This window comes from Dyadobacter sp. CY323 (assembly GCF_021390245.1).
Classification (GTDB): Bacteria; Bacteroidota; Bacteroidia; order Cytophagales; family Spirosomataceae; genus Dyadobacter.
The window spans coordinates 1-18,074 of record NZ_JAJUXH010000035.1 but is presented as its reverse complement, the minus strand read 5'-3'; the positions used below and the strand labels follow the sequence as shown (position 1 = coordinate 18,074).

Sequence of the window (18,074 nt, the reverse complement as noted above, 5' to 3'; positions counted from 1 at the left end):
TGACAACTGGTTTTGAGTCTTTTTCTCAAAATAAAAAAACGGAATGGTTTCTGACTGCAAACGGGAACTTCTATATACCGGTTGCCAATCGCGCAAAAGGGATCTATCCGATTCTGGGGTACGACAAATTGAGCTCTCCCAAAATATTACTGGGCGGAGTTGGGCTGGGCGCAGCTTGGTTCAAGCCTTTGACCAAAGATCTTAGTTTTAAAATGCAGGCCAATTTTTCAAAGCATACCTATTGGGATGAGCCTGTGGTGATTCGGGATTATGTGGCGGCCCCGCTCGGGGATTATGAGTCAGGATCTTCGGATTATGGGTTGGGAATTGCTGGAATGATCCATTATTTTCCGGTTGAATCGTTTTCGGTAGGAGCGGGGATAAGTGCGCAGGTGACTGCCATTTCGCTAACGCGGACGCCCGGGATGTACATTGGAGCAGATATCGATCCGGGCTTTGCAGTGAATCGTTACTATAAGACCGTCGTCCCGATGATTCCGGTGGAGCTTTCTTATCGGGTCAACAAATTGCTGTTCAACCTGCGCTACGAGGCTGGGCTGATCAACAGAATAAAAGGTGACCTTGCCCGGTTCAAGTCCGATAAATTCAGTCTTCTGACATTTGAGTTTGGTTTTTTAATCAGGTAATGAGATTTCGGTTGTTATCAAAGGCATTTAAAAATGACAGACAGAAAGTTTCCGATCGGGCCGTTTGCTCCTCAGGAAAATTATTCGGAAGAAGAATTGGCCAATTTGATTTCCGTCATTGAATCTGCACCGGCCGATTACAGAAATCTCGTCACAGATCTTTCAGAAACTGATCTGAATAAAACCTACCGGGAGGGTAGCTGGACGGTGAAACAGCTGATTCATCACGTAGCGGATATACATTTGCTGCACTTTTTCAGGATGAAACAAGCACTGACTGATCCTGACTACAAAGACGTTACGCTCATTAACATGGATGGCTGGGCTAAAACACCGGAGGCTTCTTTAATGCCGATTGACGTTTCGCTGACCATTTTAGAGAGCATTGGAACGAGGTATGTGTACCTGGCTAAGACCCTGACACCCGAGCAGTTCGAAATCGCTTATTTTCATCCGGTCAGGAAAATCTGGCTGAACCAGCGACATGCATTGGCTATGTCGGCCTGGCATGTTACGCACCATTTTGCACACATTAATTTAGCGCTCGGTAAAATCGACTTAATGCGATGTCTCAGGCTACGGGAAAATACATCATTCTGATTGGTCTGGCGATCGTAGTGATTGGTATCATCGTCTACTTTTTAAGCGACAAACTCCACTGGCTAGGCCGGCTTCCGGGCGACATTCGCATCGAAAGAGAAAATTTCCGGCTTTACTTTCCAATTACGACCATGCTGCTTTTGAGCGGTTTGCTGAATTTGGTAATTTGGCTAGTCCGACGATTTATAGACTAAACCTTAATGATATGAAATTCAGATTAACCACTTTGCTTGTTATCTTCCTCCTGAACATCTTTCATACGGAAGCTCAAAAGATAGCGATCGTTTTTATTGGAAACAGCATCACTCAAGGCAAAGGTGGCGATAACGGATTTCCTCCACCGACGCATGCGGTGAATTATCTGAAAGAACAAAAAGGTGTCGAAAGTGTAATGTTTGTCAACGTGGGCAGAAGTGGGTCCACGACTTTGGATTGGCTTCCCGGCAGTGGCAAATATTTTGTGCTCGCTACGAAAGCCGCAGACAGTCTTTTTGCTCAAAAAGACCATCAGCTGGTTTTTTCAATGAAACTCGGTACGAACGACAGTGCAATGGAAGGCCCTAATGGAGCGCCGGTTTCGAAAGAAAATTACAAGAAAAATATGCAAGCCATTATCAATGAGTTGCTAACGAAATACCCGGGAAGCAAAGTGGTGATCCAGCATCCGATCTGGTACAGCACCAATACCTACAATCGGTCCAAATATCTGGAGGAAGGCCTGGAAAGATTGAAGTCCTACATTCCGGAGCTTAATGCCATGGTGAAAGAATATAAAGACACCAATCCTGATCGCGTTTTTAAGGGAGATACGAAAGCATTTAAATACTTCGAAAAACACGCCAGGGAGCTGTTTAAGCCAGAAAATGGTCAGCAAGGTGTTTTCTATTTGCATCCCAATGTCGAGGGAGTCGCCATTTTGGGTCAGTATTGGGGGAAAGCAATTGCGAAGGCTGTTTTGTGAGGTGTTTTCAATCGAGGCTACCAGATTAATTCATAGTTGGTACTTCTTCCCCCGGCTCCTTCTTTCTGCAAAATTCCTTTCACAATTAAATCCTGAATGTCTCTGCCAGCAGTATCCTGAGACGTTTTCGTGATTTTGGCCCATTTTGATGTCGTCAGTTTTCCGAAAAAGTCTTCCTGCATTTTGTTAATCATCAAACGCTGCCTTTCATTTAATGAAATGTCCGCATTTTTATCCCAAAACGCATTGCCTTGTAAAACGACATCCAGCATTTCTATCGTGCTATCTAACGATGCTTTCAAACAAAAGAGGTACCATTCCAGCCACGCGGTAATGTCAAGATCACTTTTTTGGGTCTTTTCAAGAATGGTGTAATAGTCATTTCTGCGCTCTCGGATTTGCGAAGACATACTATAAAAGCGTAGTGGACTTCCTTCTGCCCGGGCGAGCTGCATATCGGCAATTGCTCTCGCAATCCGGCCGTTTCCATCGTCGAAAGGGTGGATAGTGACAAACCAAAAGTGAGCAATCCCTGATTTAAGTACGGGATCCATATTTTGCTTAGTATTAAACCAGTCGAGGAACGTCTCCATTTCTTTCTCCAAACGCGATGCGTCAGGTGCTTCAAAATGAACGATTTCCCGGCCTGCCGCTCCGGAAACCACTTGCATGGGACCTTTTTCATTGTCTCGCCATTTACTTGTCATGATTGTAAACATCCCGCTCCGGCCAGACGGAAACAGGGAAGATTGCCATCCAAATAACCGGTCAGCAGTTAGTGGATCTTTATAATTTTGGGTAGCATCAAGCGTCATTTCGACTACTCCTTCCACATTCCTATCAGAAGGAACCAATCCCGCGATTTCCAGTCCCAAACGGCGTGCAATGGAGGACCGGACCTGATCAGAGTCCAGATGTTCACCTTCAATTTCGGTGGATTTTAGTATGTCTTCGGTGAGTGTTTTAAGTGCAGTTTCTGTTTGGCTCGAAAAACCGAGCGACTGCATTCTTCCGGCAACTCTACCTTGCAAATATCTTACTTCTCCAAGAATGGATGAAAAGCGTGATTCATCCCAGGTGAATCCCGGCCAACCTTTTTTCTGATGATTGTACAATGCCATAGCCCATGCTTTGCGGTGAATATAGTTCTTATTCTCCGCAAATTTGCGGAGAATAATCTATTTAATCTCCACATTCTGCTCAAAACACCCAAAACATGGATCCAAATGGATCTGCCCAGCCGGATAATAATCATTATTTGCGAACCGGTTTCAATCCCATCATCGGTTTGTTGCTAATGGAGGTTAGTTGTTTCGGGAATGTCAGCAAACTGGCGATCGGCTGTGATTCAATGTAATCGCGGCGTCCGGAAATGTATCTTTCAATGATAAACGACTCCTCGCGTTCGAAAGAAACAGAGCCAGAACCTGCGAAAGCGGACATGTCATACAACTTTTTATGCCAGATCGCCGCGTCGAGGTTGCCATCAAAATGATAGTGGTTTTCAAATCCGTGATCGAACTTGAAATGAATCGGCTTGCCTGCATTTACAATCAAACTTTCGGGATTCCCAGTGAGCGTGATCGGGATGTAAGTTTTTTTATCATAAATAAACCCCCCGTAATTGTTCTTAATGTGTTCCCGCATACTTCTGGGTGCGTCGCCGACCTGCAGTACGTCCACTAGCAGGACCAGTTTCGCCGCGTGAAATTGCCCGGTGTTTTCAATAAGTGGGAGAGTGGAGATGCGTATCATTAGTTAGCTGGTTTTTAGATAAGATCGATCATCGCTGTAAAATTCGGATCAGATCCTCATTGAGGCAGCAGATTTCTTTTCCATAGTATGCGTCCAATTTTCTTGCCACTACTGGACATGTCGTAAATATTCTCATTTTCTGGACAAAATATCAAACATGTTCAGTTTTTTGATAAAATTGAACACGTAATGCGGATCGAGTGATTTTGTACTCGTTTAACCGAATGCAATGACGGCATGGTATTTAATCGCTTTACATTAGAAATGTTTATTTTTAATAACCTTACAAATGGTAAAAACATACAGATTCATAGCCCTCCTCGGCGACGGCCGCGAACGGTTTAGCGACAAGGAATTAGACGCAGAATGGCCGACGGAGCCCATTGTTATCGATGCGTTTGGCTTTTCGGACGTTTACAGGTATTCAGGTGTTGTTTTTTTGAATGAAGAATGGTTTGCCAAATACAGCAAAAACTGGCGGGTAAGTACGGCGAAAATTGACCAGCTACTTACTGATCTTGTAAAAAACTGGTCGAAAGACGCGCATTCCGAAAACCTCGAAAAGATTAAGGTATACCTGCAATCTCCGCCGGAAACTTTGGAAGGAACTGTTGAAGTTTGGAAGGGATTTTACGATCCTGAGCTGAAGCGGATTTAGTGGAATGCGGAATTACTATCTTAAAAAGCCCTCGTTCTACAAAGTAGAAAAAGGGCTTTTACTTTTGGGGACCTAAATACTAGTACTAAGCCTCCTCCTCCTCAATAATCGTAATCTTCTGGATCTTGTCACCCTGACGGATCAGGTCGACCGTGTCCACACCTTCAACTACTTTTCCGAAGCAGGTATGGTTACCGTCCAGGTGAGCGGTGTTTTTACGGCTGTGACAGATGAAGAATTGAGAGCCTCCTGTATCACGTCCCGCATGTGCCATCGAAAGCACGCCACGGTCATGATACTGATTGCCGCCAGTCAGTTCACATTTGATTTTATAACCCGGACCTCCGCGGCCGGTTCCGGTTGGATCTCCTCCCTGTACCATAAAGTCAGGGATAACGCGGTGGAAAATCAGGCCGTCGTAAAATCCTTTTTTTGATAGATCTACAAAGTTCTTCACCGCGATCGGAGCATCTTCATCGTAAAATTCGATGAGCATCGTCCCTTTGTCGGTGATCATTTCAGCTTTTGTCATGTTAAAGAGCGTATTGAATTGTTGGATATGTTATAAAAATAACAACACAAAGAAAAGGAGAATGTATCCGTTTCTTTGTGTTGTTATCAAATAAAATTGAGCTTAAGAATCTGATGTAGCCTTTGCCAATTGAATTTCGGCCTTTTTTTGCTCTGTCTTGAAGTCAGCAATACGGCCTACCACATTTCCGCTTCCCCATTCCCGGCTTCTCTCGGGATTGGAAAACCACTCCTTTACTGCAAGGATTTTGTAGATATACCTTGTGGTTTCAGAATTTAAGCGAAGTTTGAAGTAATCGTCCCTGTTCTGGGCATCCATTTTATTCAGGATGTGCGTGGGGCCGGCATTATATGCGGCAGCTACCAGTGTCCAGGATCCAAGTTGCTTATACAGGCCCCGAAGATATTTGCCTGCTGCATGGGTGGATTTGACGAGATTTTTGCGGTCGTCCCTGGTTTCATTTACAACCAGTCCAAGTGATTTCGCGGTGGATGGCATCAACTGCCAGTAGCCGCCTGCGCCCCGATGTGAAGTAACATCATGATTCATAGCACTTTCTATGAGGGGTAGATATTTGAAATCGGCTGGTACTCCGTACTTTTTAAGAATAGGCTCTATTACCTTAATTCTCTTTTTTGTGGTGGTCATCAGCTTACGAAAAGTGGGATTGTCGTAATTTCTGATCATATTTTGATATCGCTCAGCGATTCGAAGCTCCGAAAGTGGGATGGCTTCGCCACAGAAGTCAATAGCAAGAAGATCTGAATCTATTATTGTGATTTCTTTCAGTTCCTTCTTTTCCACCTCCACCTCGCTCACTGGTGATTCACCCATTATTGCGATTGAGAAGGCCATAAAGATAAGTCTAATCATGCATGTTTTATTTCGTGGAACATATTACAAAAGCCTTAGGCCGAAGTGCAAAGATAACGGTATTGAATTTAAAATATTTCACTTTCGGATAAAAACCTGATTTTGAGGCATTTATTGACAATGTTTGTAGTACTAATTCAAGTTGTTGTGATTTGGTGTTTCACGGTGACTTCCGGGCAAAATGACAGCCCATTCAACAAAATCTAAAATTTTGATTGGCGAAACGACAATGAGGCCGAACGCAGATTCTGGATATTGATTGGACTAAACCTGGATTAAATTATTTTAGTCTGATAACTTGTGTTGACAATCAGTTACTTACGATAATTTCCTGCGGCAAAAGGTGGCCAATTTCGCCGTGTTTGCCGATTTTAAGTCTGATTGAGGTAGAGAATGACCTATAAGAGAAGCGTCTTTTTTTAGTATATGATGTGTTAACTTGCATATCAAGCTCTGCTTTGAGTCTTCCAAGTCCCATTTTCACCAACATGGTAACAGTCAACGAGGCGAAAGAAAAAATTATTGCAAATACATCCCATTTATCCACCCAGAACAGAAGCCTGGCGGATGCAGCGGGATATGTTCTGGCAAAAGATATTATCGCGCCGATCGCATTGCCATCTTTCCGGCAATCGTCGATGGATGGCTATGCAATTATCCATTCCGATGTGGCGGAAAACGGAACATCGCTTAAACTCGCAGGCGAATCAAAAGCCGGGCAAACCCTCACGCCCGATCTAAAACCTGGTTCGGCAATCCGGATTTTTACAGGTGCGCCGGTTCCTGAATCGGCGACGGCGGTCATTATGCAGGAGCATACCGAGGTGATTGGTGGGCATGTACTGATCAACGAATACCCGGTTCCAGCAGGTAAGAATGTGAGAGAAGTTGGCAGACAAATCAAAGAAGGCACAGTCGCATTGACTGCCGGGACTTATCTTTCTCCTGGCAGCATCGGTTTTTTACAGGGAATGAGTGTCAGTCAGGCAACCGTTTATCGAAAGCCAAAGATCGGGCTGCTGATCACCGGCGATGAACTGCTCAAAGTGGGGGACCCATTAAGTCACGGAAAAATATACGAATCGAATTCCGCCATGTTGATCGCCGCCCTGGCGCAGGATGGAATTTTGGATATTGAATTGAAATACGCGGAAGATAACCTCGCTTCGACCGTTCAGGCATTAATAGAATTGCTCGAACAAAATGACGTAATTCTGGCCTCGGGCGGCATTTCCGTTGGGGATTATGATTTTGTCGGCACGTCATTGCAGGAAATTGGTGCAGAGACTATTTTTTATAAAGTGAGACAAAAGCCTGGGAAACCGCTATTATTCGCTAAAAAGGATGAAAAGGCCATTTTTGCGCTGCCTGGGAATCCAGCTTCATCACTTGTTTGTTACTATGAATACGTTTTTCCGGCGATCCGAAAAATGCTTGGTCACGACAATCCGTTTTTAAAATCATTGAAACTACCCATTAAATATGCATATTCATTTGATGGCGAAAGGGACGAATTTTTAAAAGCATTGGTTGAAGAAGATGAAGTGATGCCACTCGACGGCCAGGAATCGTTTGCGTTAAGATCCTTTGCAATTGCGAATGCGATTATTTATTTGCCCGTGAGTCAGAACAAAGTGGAGGCTGGCGATCTGGTAGAGGTGCATTTGCTTCCTTTTTAACTTAATCGAATAAACATGAGCATTCATATCATGTATTTTGGAATGCTGGCGGAAATCGCTGGTCAGGCGGAGGAAACGATGGTTGCGGACGGAAATCTGACTGTCGGTTCATTCCGTAACCTGATACTGGAAAAGTACCCGGCGATGCGGGAAAGAAAGTTTAAAGTAGCTGTGAATCAACGCATTTTAGAAGATTTTGTTCCGATTGATATGCCTGCTGAAATAGCACTTTTGCCACCGTTTGCGGGAGGTTAACGCTCATTACATCACATGGAAAAGACCCATAAATCAAAAAAGGTATTTGTCGAGGGACCCATTAGTCCCGATTTTATATCCAAGTCCATTGCCAGTCATCAATCCAAAACCGGCATCGGTGCACATGCTATTTTTCTAGGGCAGATCCGCGCAGATCAGAAAGAAGCCGGCGTAGTAACGGGGATCGAATACACGGCGTATGAAGAAATGGCCAATCAAGCCTTTCAAGATATCCGGGAAGCTGCATTTGCCAAATTTGAATTGACCTGTATGCACATTTACCATAGTCTCGGAGTTGTGCCCACCGGCGAGATCAGTTTGTTCGTCTTTGTGTCATCGCCACATCGGCGCGCAGCATTTGAGGCTTCGGAGTTCGTAGTAGAAGAAATAAAAGCCAACGTGCCCATTTTCGGTAAGGAATTGATCGGGGAGAAAGGGGAGTATGTGTGGAAAGAGAACTCTTGAAAACTTCAATGGTCGGCAATCAGTGGTCAATTTTACTATCATTCACTCATTATAAATGGTTGACATTACTTCCAAAACAAATACCCTGCGGATTGCGACTGCCCAAGCGATTGTACAGGTAAGTAAGCCTGAAACAATTGTAGCAATTCAAAACCGGACCGTTCCGAAAGGCGATGTTTTTGAAATGGCGAAAGCCGCCGGATTTCTGGCAGTTAAAAAAACGCCGGATCTTTTGCCTGACTGTCATCCGATCCCGGTTGAATATACCGGTGTGAATTACAGAATTGAGGATCTGACGATTGTTATTGAGTTGACGGTCAAGACAATTTATAAAACAGGTGTTGAAGTGGAGGCCATGCACGGGGCATCTGTGGTGGCACTCACGATGTACGACATGCTCAAACCTATTGACAAAGGCGTTGAAATCCGCAACATCAGATTACTTGAGAAAAAAGGAGGAAAAAGCGATCGGAAACCAGTCCCTGAGAATTTGAAAACGGCTGTTATCGTTTGTTCCGATAGTATCTCAAAGGGAATCGGAGAAGATAAATCCGGTAAAAAGATCATTGAAAAGCTGGAATTTTTAAAACTGACCGTCAATGACTACAGCATTGTCGCAGACGATAAATTGAATATTCAGGAAAAGATAAAAGGCCTCATTTCCAATGGTTACCAACTGATTTTGATTACCGGCGGAACCGGGTTATCCCATCGGGATGTTACCCCGGAAGCTGTGGCAGAACTGATTGACCGCGAGATTCCGGGAATAGCTGAAACGGCGAGGCAATACGGTCAGGAGAGAATTCCGACGGCTATGCTTTCCAGATCGGTTGCGGGGTTTGCCCGCGATACGCTAATCCTTACCATGCCGGGAAGTACAGGCGGAGTTTCTGAATACATCGACTCACTTTTTCCGCATATTCTGCACGTTTTCAGTGTTTTGGACGGGGGAAAACATGCGTGATAAGCTAAAATAAAGAAATGTCGCTACCCATTATTGATACATTTGGCCGGAAACACACTTATCTGCGCATTTCGCTGACGGACAAGTGTAATTTGCGTTGTACGTATTGCATGCCTCAGGAGGATATGCAATTCATGCCAAACAAATGGTTGATGCAAGCGGATGAAATTCAGGAACTTGCCGGAATTTTCGTCGAAATGGGTGTTGAAAAGATCCGTCTGACCGGCGGCGAACCATTGATCAGAAAAGATGTGGGCGATATTATTTCCGGATTGGGAAAATTGTCGTCTTCATTAACCTTGACGACCAATGCGGTTTTTGTCGATCAGTTTATCAATGAACTAAAAATTGCAGGTGTCAACTCGTTGAATGTTAGTCTGGATACCTTAAATCCGGAGCGTTTCAAAGCGATTACAAAACGCGATCATTTTACAAAAACGCTGGGAAGTATCCGGCTTCTTCTTTCCGAAGGGTTTGTTGTGAAGATTAATATGGTGGTCATGAAAGGTGTGAACGACGACGAAGTGAAGGATTTTGTGCGTCTTACATTGGATGAACCGAATCTGCACGTTCGCTTTATTGAGTTCATGCCATTTAATGGAAATCAATGGGATATGTCCAAAATCGTTTCCTATGCCGATCTCTTATCTGACATAAATACTGAATTTGAGTTCCAGCAGCAGCCGGGAGAGGTGCATGATACCGCACATCAATTTAGGATCGCTGGCGGCGCGGGGACTTTTGGCATTATCGGCACCGTAACACATCCATTCTGCTCGGGGTGCAACCGCATCCGTCTTACTGCGGACGGAAAATTGAAAAATTGCCTTTTTGATACGACTGAGGCCGATCTTCTCACTCCTCTGCGGGCGGGCAAAGATATCCGGGAGCTCATTCATGGCCACTTCCACAAAAAGCATTTCGCTCACGGCGGTCACATTAATTTCGCCGAAAAACAAGCAAAAACGGAATACGAGCTGAATCGAAAGATGATCGCAATTGGTGGGTAAAACCATTTAACCTCACTTTTTTGCCGTTTATAATTTGTATGCAACATGGCCTAAACAGGTTACATCATTGGTGAAATTGATTATCAACTTTCCCCAATTTAACCTTCTTAAGCCATGAGAAACGTGATGAAAACGGTTGCAACAGCAGCATTTGGACTTCTCTTCGTCGCCGGCCATGTATTTGCCGCACAACCCACTGTTGAACTTAAAGAATGCAAGAATAACACCTGCGAAAGATTCCGGGTGGGTATGTATCGTGTGAAAGATACGGTTACCATGAACCTGTTGGTGGAAAAAGAAAAAGGGGAGCGACTATCCATTCGTCTAATGGATCAGAAAGGTAAAGTTCTTATGGAGGACATTACGCCGAGGCAGATCGAGAAATTTGGTAGAAAACTCAATTTTTCAGAGATCCAGGATGGTGTTTATACACTGGAAGTCGCCGATGGGACTGAGAAGGTGGTCAAAAGCATTTACTTGTCAACCAATGAAGTTCGTGAAGTGAACCGCACATTGCTTGGAGTAAATTAAATCAGAGAAATAAGGTTCAGTGATTGCGTTACAGGGTTGGAGCCGCAGCTTTCCTGTAACGCTTTTTAGTTTTCCAGGCGTTCCGGTTCAGTAGCTCTTGGAGCTAACTTTCCAACGATCAGATCAAATGTAACTTTTGCCCAGATCAGAATGCACGGGACAGCCTTGATCACGTACGGTTTCATCCATTCATTCCGGATAAATTTTGGAAAAAGATCAGTAGGGGATAAAGTAGTAAAAACAAATGCGAGGACCAGCAGGATGTAACTTTCGGTAGTTGGATATTGCGAGTAATACCAAAGCGCCACGCCGGCGATTGCGATAATGAAGGTTGGAGACTCGGCCCGGTGATTAAAAATGACCACCCATATCATGACGGAGGAAAGTATTAATGCTCTGTAAACAAAGTTTTTATACTGACTGATTCGCAGGAGTGGCAAACAAAACAAAATAACCCCCGCCAGGCTGACGTAAGTTTTATTGACCTGCCAGCCAAACCAGCTTTTCAGCCAGCCAATGACAGACAATCCATCGGAAATGGAATGGTCGTTTGCCAGCAAGTTCGCCCAGCTTTTGTACAGAAAGACAAATTGGTTTACATCGACCACAACCAGCGGCAGCAATGTGAAAAGCACTGCCCAGAATGCAGTCGTATAGGTAAGTTTTAGTTTATTGGGGTAGAGCAAATAAAGCGCCAGCCCGACAATGCCAAAGAGTTTAATGAAGATTGTAGAGATAAGACAAAAGGAAGCCAGCCAGTATTTTCCCCGTTCAAGAAAACCAAATGTGAACAGTAACAACCCGGCTATCAATGCATTACTCTGCTCGTTTTGTACAGAGGTCAGCAGTTCCACTAACATGAAAACCAGGATTAATCCTTTCGTGCGGACATCGATTCGTGGCAAATAACAAACTGCATAAAAAAGTACCGTAGCATTCAGAATATTCCAAAGTGAAAGTCCCAACACATCCGGAAGAATAGCCAGCAAGCTGAAAATCAATGCGAAAGTGGGGCTATATTTAAAAAGGTCACCTTGTTCTTCAACAAAATCGGCATACAGATCCTGCCCGTGGATCAGGTGAAAAAAAGATTGCTTAAAAATGATGTAGTTATTGTAGCTAGTATAAAGTCTCCCACCTTCCACAAAGCTTTTTAAGCCGCTGAAATAAGATTGTAGGCTGGCGAAAATTGCACAGCCAAGGAATACAATGAGAATGGATTTGTGATTGATTAAAAATCGGTTCGCGGCATTCATGCAGATCAGTTTGCTCAAAACTACTTCAATCTCGCATCAAAATGAATATTTTCAACGTCGATAATCCGGATGGTCCTGTGAAGTTCGTGAAACGGATTAAGGAGGTAGTTGAATTCATTGAACGAATGGGCCGACGGTACTTTCATCAGCCAGGACGTTGACCCGTCCAGCCACTGCTCGGTCACCCTCGCCAAACTATCCGGATAAGGAAATCGCCAACAGTCGGCAGGAAGATCTTTTATATCAATTTCTTTGATAATGCCAACTTCCGGAAGTTCCAGTGTTACCAAAACCTGATTTTGCGGCGTGACAATTGAGTTTGCCAGAACTTCCAGCTTCGACAGTGAAATATGCTCCGAAGTGTAAAGTATTTGCGTGCCTTTGAAATGCCAGCGACCAGCCGCATAAAGGCAGCCCGTACCATGCAGATCAGCAGAATATCTCCTGCTGGTGATTCGATATACAAGCATGGTCAGGAATAAATACCGTGCTCGATCCGGAACAAAACGCTCAGTACTTCTTCACGTCCGATAGAAGAGCTGAGAATATCTAATGGTTTTTTATTTCCCAGTGCAAGTGCCGGGCTATTCAGCCACGTTTTGAGATCTTCCTCACTTTCAAACACATCAATGCCTTTTGCAATGATCCTGGACAGATCGACAACCTTTTCGCTTTCGGCTGTGGATAATGGAGATTTGCTTTTGATCCGGCGCTGGAAGGTGCTTTCAGATAGATTTAGCATTTGACTGAACTGTTTGTTGGATAAACTCAATTTTTTCTGGACACGTTGGGCAACAGACATTGGAAATCCTTTTTGAGTAATTTCAATGAGGGACAAAAAGCTGTCAACGTTTTGTTTAAAAACCTGCTGTCCGCCTAATATATCGATGAGTTGAGTTTGCATACAATCAAATGATTGTTTCTAAATCGTCACTTGATCGTAAAGTTAACAAATAATTTCGATTTGCTACTTCATATATCCCATTCCTTTCAACCAGCCTTCCATCGCTGCCGGCCAGCCGGCGAGGGAACCTTTACCTTCGGTACGCATACCGTATCCGTGGCCGCCTTTTGGATAAAGGTGCATTTCGGCCGGGATTTTTTTCTTTTTTAATGCAAGGTAATATTCAATGCTGTTTTCTACCGGAACGCCGGTATCGTCCATTGCATGCACCAAAAACGCGGGTGGTGTTTGGTCACTTACCTGTAGTTCATTGGAGTAATACTTGATCAGCTCCTCCGATTTCTCCGGTCCGAGCAGGTTATCACGGGAGCCTCCGTGAGCGAGTGCCGGTGTAAATGAAATGACCGGGTAAAGCAAAATTGAAAAGTTTGCTTTTGCATCCTGCGAAGCTTTTGGGCCCATATTATAATGCGTGGAAAGCGTCGCAGCCAGGTGACCACCCGCAGAGAAGCCCATTATCCCGATTTTATTTACATCAATATTCCATTTGGCAGCACCTTGCCGGATCATCTTCATTCCTTGCATGGCATCCATTAACGGGACTTCATGCTGATGTTCCATGGCTGTTTCCTTAGGTAACCGGTATTTCAAAACAAATGCGGAAATGCCGCGATCATTGAACCATTTTGCAAAATCACTGCCTTCATGCGAAGCAGCAAGAATGCCATAACCGCCACCCGGACAGATCATTACGGCGGCTCCCGTCGCTTTTTCTTTTGGGGCCGGATACACGGCGAGGGTAGGGACAGTAACCCCGCTGATGCGAAGGATCCCACTGGCATCCGTTTCCGATTTTTCCTGGATTGAGTTACTTTTCGAATTAGGGACTTTGCCTTCCGGCCAGAGATTAAGTGTTTCGGTTTGAGCCATGGATTGAAGAGAAACAGCACAGAGGCTTAATACGGCAAAAGCTGTTGATATTTTTTTCATGAAAGTTCTTTTTTCAAAAAGACGGTGAGAATTTCAATATACCCTCAGGGTTTCGCAGGATTGATCATAATATGTGCCCGATGGGTACCCGGATCCATGATCCAGGGCATGCCTGGCATATCCGGTTTGAGGGGAAGTCCGGTACTTTCGGCAGTGGCAAATGGAATGTAAACCACATAACGCAGGTAGCTATTTTTCAAAGTTCCGGAGGTAGCGTCATAATTCTCTTTGGAACCGGAAAGTACGTATAAGGTGGACGATTGCTTGGGCATATCCAGTTTGCCTTCTTTCACTTCCTTTTCGCGGATGTCAAAAATCTCCTTGGGGGTTTTTCCTTCTTTTGCTAAAACCCTTCCCCGGTCCATAAATGCATCCAGCTTGGCGTGGTAGCAAGAGACGCCGATATCGTCCTTTTTCGGATCGTCAGCCAGGCAAACGAAGTCATTGTTGCCGGGCCTTAAAACAGTAAAAGATCCGTCGGAAGCATAGCCGTATACCTTTGCACCAGCTTGTTTGTCAGAAGGTGCGGCCAGCACTGCGGTCTTAATCTGAATATCGGCGGAAGGAATGTTTTGGGCAGAAACATTCAAAGCCAGAGCCACGCCGATGAAGGAAAAAAAAGTCTTGTTCATGATAGTAAATGACAGGTGGATTGCCTCTTATACTCTAAAAATAGTAATCTTTATTTTAAGAATACCACTTTTCCTCGGCTTCCACGGAACATTTCAACCACCCCATGAACTTCAAAAAATCGCTTATACTTTTTCCGGCATTCTGTTTCGGAGCCGTCATGTTGCTCGCTACCTACCAAAGGTCTAACCCCAGTACGTTTCAGGGCGGTAAAATCGATAGCCTGTACAAAGACCTGACCGATGCGCAAAAACGGTCTCCGAAATACGCTACCGCCGGTTTGTCGGTCACAAACGGACTCGAAGCTACACTTTTTGCATCCGAACCAACCGTTACCAACCCAACGAACATCGATGTCGACCAACTGGGCAGGGTTTGGGTTTGTGAAGCGTACAACTACCGTCCCGCAATTAATGGTAACCCCACAAAAAATGAAGGTGACCGGATTTTAGTACTGGAAGACACGGATTCGGACGGCAAATCGGACAAAACGACGGTGTTTTATCAAGGAAAGGAGATCAATGCGCCACTGGGGATTTGGGTGATGGGTAATAAGGTAATTGTATCTCAAAGCCCATATGTGTGGCAATTCACGGATGAGGATGGCGATTTGAAAGCTGATAAAAAGGAAGTGATCTTCGAAGGCATTGGCGGAGAGCAGCACGATCACGGAATGCACGCATTTGTTTTTGGACCGGATGGTAAACTGTATTTCAATTTCGGAAATGAAGGTGGTCAGTTATTAAATGGGAAAGGAAAACCAGTAATCGCAAAAGACGGGCAGGCTATCGATTTTAAAAAACTAAAACAGGGAATGGTTTTCCGGTGTGATCCTGATTTTACCAATATTGAAGTACTCGGAAACAATTTCAGGAACAATTATGAAATCGCGGTGGATAGTTACGGCACCATGTGGCAGTCGGACAATGATGATGACGGGAACAAAGGTGTGCGTATTAATTACGTGATGCAATACGGCAACTATGGCTATACGGATGAAATGACGGGCGCTGGCTGGCGTGCAAACCGTACCAATGTGGAAGATTCGATTCCATACCGTCACTGGCATTTGAACGACCCGGGGGTAGTTCCTAATTTGTTGCAAACGGGCTCAGGCTCTCCGACAGGTATGATCGTGTATGAAGGTAAGTTGCTCCCCAAAGAGTTTCAGGGTCAAATGATCCACTGCGAACCGGGTCACAATGTACTTCGCTCGTATCCGGTGGAAAAAGCAGGGGCAGGTTATAAAGCTAAAATTGTCAACATCGTTGATGGAAAAAGAGATCAATGGTTCCGTCCAAGCGATGTGTGTGTGGCACCCGACGGATCGCTGATCGTTTCCGACTGGTACGATCCGGGTGTTGGCGGTCACCAGGCCGGCGATCAGGCCAGAGGTCGTATTTACCGTGTCGCTCCATCAAATAGCCCGTATCGTGTTCCCAAGACAGATTTTTCGACAGCCCAGGGTGCTATTGAAGCATTGCAAAGTCCTAACCTCTCAGTTCGATATCTTGCCTGGAATGCATTGAACTCCATGGAAGCAAAAGCTACTCAACCTTTGCAAAAGTTGTTTACGGATAAAAAAGCGGATTACCGCATGCGGGCCCGGGCGATGTGGCTGTTGAGCAAATGGCCTTCCACCAGTAAAAAATCCATTGATGCCGCCATTAAAGACACCAATCCCGACATGCGCATTGCGGGTTTGCGCGCAGCCAGCGAATTAAAGGACGCAGATATCATCGGTTACCTCAAAACGCTTTCAAAAGATGCGGATCCTCAGGTACGCAGAGAATGTGCATTAATAGTACATCATAACAAATCTGCCGAAGCGCCGGCAATATGGGCACAACTGGCTCAGCAATACGATGGCAAAGATCGCTGGTACCTGGAAGCAATCGGTATTGGGGCGGATGATCAGTGGGATCCGTTTTTTAAAGCCTGGCTTTCAAAAGCAGGAGCAAATCCGGTCGCTACCCAGGCAGGAAAAGACATTGTATGGCGTTCGAGAGGAAAAGAATCAATTCCACTGCTCGCGTCACTCGCCGGTGATCCGAGTGTAGACCTTAAAAGTCGTTTACGTTATTTCCGCGCATTTGATTTCAACTCAGCCGCCAATGAGAAATCCATGGCCTTGTTAGCGATGATGAAAGGATCGGCAGCCGATCAAAATAAAGTAAATGAGCTTGCATTCAGACATTTGGACCCGGGTTTTGTAAAACAAAACAAAGAAGCCAGCGAGGCACTCAGGAAAATGCTGGACGAGTCGTTCGGTTCGCCCGCGTACCTTGAACTTGTCACAAAATATGAGCTAAGTTCGGAAAACAGTCGTTTGCTGGAAATGGCCATCAATCAGTCGTCTACACGGACCGGTTCTGCCGCAGCCTCACAATTAATGAAACAGGGTGGTGATGATTTGGTTTGGAAAACAATCAAAGGAGGTGATCAGGCGAAAAGTGAGGGAATATTGACTGCGCTCAAATCGGCAGGAGGTAAGTCATCACTCGATATTTTGAAAAAAGTAGCGACCGATTCTTCCTATCCCGTGATTCTGCGCACGACCGCAGCCAAATCACTTGGCGGAACAATGGGCGGCGAAGACCAGATTTTGATCTTGCTCAAAGAAGGTAAGCTTGACGGGGAAGTCAAAACGGCTGCTGTTCAGGGATTGAGCGGGGCTTGGAGAAAGTCGGTAAAGACAGAGGCAGCGAAATATATGGAAGCGAATGTGAGTACTGCCCGCAAGCATCCCGAAATTAAAGAGCTGATCGGTATGAAAGGGGATGCTTCAAAAGGAAAACAGGTATTCTCCACATATTGTGCGGTATGCCACCAGGTCAATGGTGAGGGAATGGACTTTGGGCCAAAATTGTCTGAAATAGGAGGAAAACTGCCAAAAGAAGCCCAGTACTCAGCTATTTTCGATCCGAATGCAGGGATAGGCTTTGGGTACGAAGGTTTTGAAGTAGCATTCAAAGATGGTTCCACGGTTAGCGGTCTTGTTGCCAGTAAAACAGAAACCGATCTGATCCTGAAATTCCCCGGCGGTTCTACCCAGGAATACAAAATGTCGAAAGTGAAATCGATGAAACAAATGAAAGACTCCATGATGCCGAGCGGCTTGCAAGATGCGATGAGCACGGAGGAACTGGTTAGCCTGGTTGATTATTTAAGTAGTTTGAAAAAGAAATGAGGCTTTTGATAATTCATTGAACATGGCCCGAATATAGAACCGGATTTGAGCAAACAAAAAGAGGCTGTCTCAAAAGAGGCAGTCTTTTTTTGCATTTTAGCGGTTGTATAACTTTTCCGAATTGTTTAACTTTAGGTATAAGCAAATCAAAGAAAAATGGGCCGCAGACAACCT

21 protein-coding genes are annotated in these 18,074 nt (G+C 44.8%); 12 read left to right on the top strand and 9 right to left on the bottom strand.

What is annotated here, in order from left to right; genetic code table 11:
- From LZG72_RS28010 to LZG72_RS27995, 4 genes are all read left to right on the top strand, one after another.
- The coding region (locus tag LZG72_RS28010) for a hypothetical protein (protein ID WP_233878468.1) at positions 1-647 on the top strand (647 nt) is incomplete at its 5' end.
- Between the two features lie 33 nt (positions 648-680).
- A complete protein-coding gene (locus LZG72_RS28005; RefSeq protein ID WP_233878467.1) occupies positions 681-1,247 on the top strand; it encodes a YfiT family bacillithiol transferase in 567 nt (188 codons plus the stop codon).
- A complete protein-coding gene (locus LZG72_RS28000; RefSeq protein ID WP_233878466.1) occupies positions 1,214-1,441 on the top strand; it encodes a DUF2905 domain-containing protein in 228 nt (75 codons plus the stop codon). The genes LZG72_RS28005 and LZG72_RS28000 overlap by 34 nt, the downstream gene beginning before the upstream one ends.
- Before the next feature lie 11 nt (positions 1,442-1,452).
- Positions 1,453-2,208 carry a GDSL-type esterase/lipase family protein gene (locus tag LZG72_RS27995; RefSeq protein ID WP_233878465.1) on the top strand — a complete coding sequence of 252 codons (756 nt, stop codon included), beginning with the start codon at positions 1,453-1,455 and terminating at the stop codon, positions 2,206-2,208.
- A gap of 17 nt (positions 2,209-2,225) precedes the next feature.
- On the opposite strand, the gene LZG72_RS27990 is transcribed toward LZG72_RS27995, so the two are convergent.
- Together LZG72_RS27990 and LZG72_RS27985 are read right to left on the bottom strand one after the other, a co-directional pair.
- Positions 2,226-3,329: a Fic family protein gene (locus tag LZG72_RS27990; protein ID WP_233878464.1), complete on the bottom strand. Its 1,104-nt coding sequence runs from the start codon at positions 3,327-3,329 to the stop codon at positions 2,226-2,228.
- Positions 3,330-3,462: 133 nt separating this feature from the next.
- Positions 3,463-3,963, bottom strand: a complete 501-nt coding sequence (locus LZG72_RS27985) for a hypothetical protein (RefSeq protein ID WP_233878463.1) — start codon at positions 3,961-3,963, stop codon at positions 3,463-3,465.
- A gap of 289 nt (positions 3,964-4,252) precedes the next feature.
- On the opposite strand from LZG72_RS27985, the gene LZG72_RS27980 reads away from it, so the two are divergent.
- Positions 4,253-4,621, top strand: a complete 369-nt coding sequence (locus tag LZG72_RS27980; protein ID WP_233878462.1) for a hypothetical protein — start codon at positions 4,253-4,255, stop codon at positions 4,619-4,621.
- 85 nt (positions 4,622-4,706) lie between these two features.
- On the opposite strand, the gene LZG72_RS27975 is transcribed toward LZG72_RS27980, so the two are convergent.
- Both LZG72_RS27975 and LZG72_RS27970 read right to left on the bottom strand, forming a co-directional pair.
- Positions 4,707-5,153, bottom strand: a complete 447-nt coding sequence (locus LZG72_RS27975) for a peptidylprolyl isomerase (RefSeq protein WP_233878461.1) — start codon at positions 5,151-5,153, stop codon at positions 4,707-4,709.
- A 102-nt stretch (positions 5,154-5,255) separates the two neighbouring features.
- The gene (locus LZG72_RS27970; protein WP_233878460.1) at positions 5,256-6,026 is read right to left on the bottom strand and encodes a lytic transglycosylase domain-containing protein; all 771 of its coding nucleotides are present in this window, start codon (positions 6,024-6,026) and stop codon (positions 5,256-5,258) included.
- A gap of 488 nt (positions 6,027-6,514) precedes the next feature.
- Between LZG72_RS27970 and glp the strand changes: the two genes are divergently transcribed.
- The 6 genes from glp (at position 6,515) to LZG72_RS27940 (ending at position 10,930) form a co-directional block, all read left to right on the top strand.
- Positions 6,515-7,705, top strand: coding sequence for a gephyrin-like molybdotransferase Glp (glp, locus tag LZG72_RS27965; protein ID WP_233878459.1), 1,191 nt, complete (start codon positions 6,515-6,517; stop codon positions 7,703-7,705).
- A 15-nt stretch (positions 7,706-7,720) separates the two neighbouring features.
- Positions 7,721-7,960 (top strand): MoaD/ThiS family protein, encoded by a 240-nt coding sequence (locus LZG72_RS27960; RefSeq protein WP_233878458.1) that lies wholly within the window; start codon positions 7,721-7,723, stop codon positions 7,958-7,960.
- A gap of 15 nt (positions 7,961-7,975) precedes the next feature.
- On the top strand, positions 7,976-8,425 hold the full coding sequence (locus tag LZG72_RS27955) for a molybdenum cofactor biosynthesis protein MoaE (protein WP_233878457.1): 450 nt from the start codon (positions 7,976-7,978) through the stop codon (positions 8,423-8,425).
- Between the two features lie 55 nt (positions 8,426-8,480).
- Positions 8,481-9,389, top strand: coding sequence for a bifunctional molybdenum cofactor biosynthesis protein MoaC/MoaB (gene moaCB, locus LZG72_RS27950; RefSeq protein ID WP_233878456.1), 909 nt, complete (start codon positions 8,481-8,483; stop codon positions 9,387-9,389).
- A gap of 17 nt (positions 9,390-9,406) precedes the next feature.
- The gene (gene moaA, locus LZG72_RS27945) at positions 9,407-10,399 is read left to right on the top strand and encodes a GTP 3',8-cyclase MoaA (protein WP_233878455.1); all 993 of its coding nucleotides are present in this window, start codon (positions 9,407-9,409) and stop codon (positions 10,397-10,399) included.
- 114 nt (positions 10,400-10,513) lie between these two features.
- Entirely contained in the window at positions 10,514-10,930 is a 417-nt protein-coding gene (locus tag LZG72_RS27940) for a hypothetical protein (RefSeq protein WP_233878454.1), read from the top strand.
- 65 nt (positions 10,931-10,995) lie between these two features.
- Here LZG72_RS27940 and LZG72_RS27935 read toward each other — a convergent pair whose 3' ends face one another.
- The 5 genes from LZG72_RS27935 to LZG72_RS27915 form a co-directional block, all read right to left on the bottom strand.
- Positions 10,996-12,186 (bottom strand): glycosyltransferase family 87 protein, encoded by a 1,191-nt coding sequence (locus LZG72_RS27935; RefSeq protein ID WP_233878453.1) that lies wholly within the window; start codon positions 12,184-12,186, stop codon positions 10,996-10,998.
- A 20-nt stretch (positions 12,187-12,206) separates the two neighbouring features.
- Entirely contained in the window at positions 12,207-12,656 is a 450-nt protein-coding gene (locus LZG72_RS27930; protein ID WP_233878452.1) for an RES family NAD+ phosphorylase, read from the bottom strand.
- Between the two features lie 2 nt (positions 12,657-12,658).
- A complete protein-coding gene (locus LZG72_RS27925) occupies positions 12,659-13,090 on the bottom strand; it encodes an antitoxin Xre-like helix-turn-helix domain-containing protein (RefSeq protein WP_233878451.1) in 432 nt (143 codons plus the stop codon).
- Between the two features lie 63 nt (positions 13,091-13,153).
- Positions 13,154-14,080 (bottom strand): alpha/beta hydrolase, encoded by a 927-nt coding sequence (locus tag LZG72_RS27920; RefSeq protein WP_233878450.1) that lies wholly within the window; start codon positions 14,078-14,080, stop codon positions 13,154-13,156.
- A gap of 44 nt (positions 14,081-14,124) precedes the next feature.
- The gene (locus tag LZG72_RS27915; RefSeq protein ID WP_233878449.1) at positions 14,125-14,712 is read right to left on the bottom strand and encodes a hypothetical protein; all 588 of its coding nucleotides are present in this window, start codon (positions 14,710-14,712) and stop codon (positions 14,125-14,127) included.
- A 104-nt stretch (positions 14,713-14,816) separates the two neighbouring features.
- On the opposite strand from LZG72_RS27915, the gene LZG72_RS27910 reads away from it, so the two are divergent.
- Positions 14,817-17,900, top strand: coding sequence for a PVC-type heme-binding CxxCH protein (locus tag LZG72_RS27910; protein WP_233878448.1), 3,084 nt, complete (start codon positions 14,817-14,819; stop codon positions 17,898-17,900).
- The last annotated feature ends 174 nt before the right edge of the window (positions 17,901-18,074 follow it).